This window comes from Roseburia inulinivorans DSM 16841 (genome assembly GCF_000174195.1).
GTDB classification, from domain to species: domain Bacteria; phylum Bacillota; class Clostridia; order Lachnospirales; family Lachnospiraceae; genus Roseburia; species Roseburia inulinivorans.
Window position 1 is genome coordinate 1 of record NZ_ACFY01000045.1, and the last position, 1395, is coordinate 1395.

General features: G+C 39.4%; 1 protein-coding gene. It reads right to left on the minus strand.

What is annotated here, in order from left to right; all coding sequences use genetic code 11:
* Positions 1-176 precede the first annotated feature (176 nt).
* Positions 177-1301: an IS91 family transposase gene (locus ROSEINA2194_RS04710; protein ID WP_044927213.1), complete on the minus strand. Its 1125-nt coding sequence runs from the start codon at positions 1299-1301 to the stop codon at positions 177-179.
* Between the last annotated feature and the right edge of the window lie 94 nt (positions 1302-1395).

Sequence of the window (1395 nt, forward strand, 5' to 3'; positions counted from 1 at the left end):
CTTTATAGGAAATTTCTCAAATCGTCAGAAATAGTGTATAATAGGCTGGAAATAAAAAATGACATAGCAAAAGAGCGAAGGGGGCTTCGCCATGACGTTGTTTATGAAGTTTTTTGTTTTGGTTTAGGTTAGCTGCACTATCTGACTATGGAGAAAGAATTATTATGAACATGGATTTATCCATATTTCATAACCTTTCGATATTGTTCAAATAGTGCAGTTTTTTTGTGGTAAACTTCTAAAACCAACATAGAAGTACCACACTCGGAACAACAGAGAGGGTCGTATCCGAAAGAGAGCAGAATGGATTGCCGCCAGTCCTGAATAGAACGTAGGAAACGTTGTTTTTCGGCAGAAATACATTTACGGAGCTTCTTTTCCTGCTTATGATGTTTTGCATATATCCCATAGTAGCGAAGCATTTTGAAATGTTTTTCGGGGATATGGACAATGAGTTTTTGAATGAAGTTCAAAGCAGGAATGGTTTCAGTAACAGTTTTATTGTCTTCGTGTCTGGTGTAATGAAAGGTTACGTTTTCACCGTCATAAGTATCAATACGCGATGTGGCAATAACAGGTCTGCCGAGGTATCGGCTGATGTATTTAATGGTGATATCAGGAGTGCAAAGATTTGGTTTTGCACGGACATAAAAGCCGTCAGCGTGTTTCGTGTACATTTCATTTTTGACTTTGCGAAAAGCCGGACCAATGCGGGAGGTAAGTCGTTCAAGCAGTACTTTGCGAAAAGCATTACGAAGGAATTTGTAATCAAAGTGTTTGACAGGACGCCAAGGAGTGATGTTACCAGCCCCACCCTCTGAGATGAGAGCGTGGATATGAGGATTCCATTTTAAATCACGCCCAAAAGTGTGAAGAACACAGATAAGCCCAGGAGTAAAGTTTTCGGTTTTATTCATTTTGGAAAACATGCGTAAGACAACATCACGAACAGAATGAAATAAACAATCTAAGAGAGTTCTGTCTTCGAGAAAATAAACGCGAAGTTCCGCTGGGATAGTGAAAACACAATGGCGATGAACGCAAGAAACAAGCTTACAGGACATATGAAAAGAACGAAGCTGGTTGTATTTGTTTCCGCAGGAAGGGCAAAAACGACTTTTACAGCGAAAGGGAACAAATTTAAGATTTCCACAGTGAGGACAGCCATACATGGCACCACCGTGAGAAGAATCACCACAATGAATCATCTTGTTAACATTTTCAATGACAGCAGGACGAGGATGGAGTTCGTAAATGATGTGTTTATAATAATCGGTAAAGATGGATTGTAATATATTCATAATAGAATTTTACAATAAAGAAGGAGATAAGAAAACCCCTTCCCCTCATGAATGAGGGGTTAGGGGAGTTGAGAGTGTCGCAGACACTTTTTTA

Coding starts and splice junctions, on each gene's coding strand:
- ROSEINA2194_RS04710 (WP_044927213.1), bottom strand. CDS start 1,301: ATGAATATATTACAATCCATCTTTACCGATTATTATAAACACATCATT.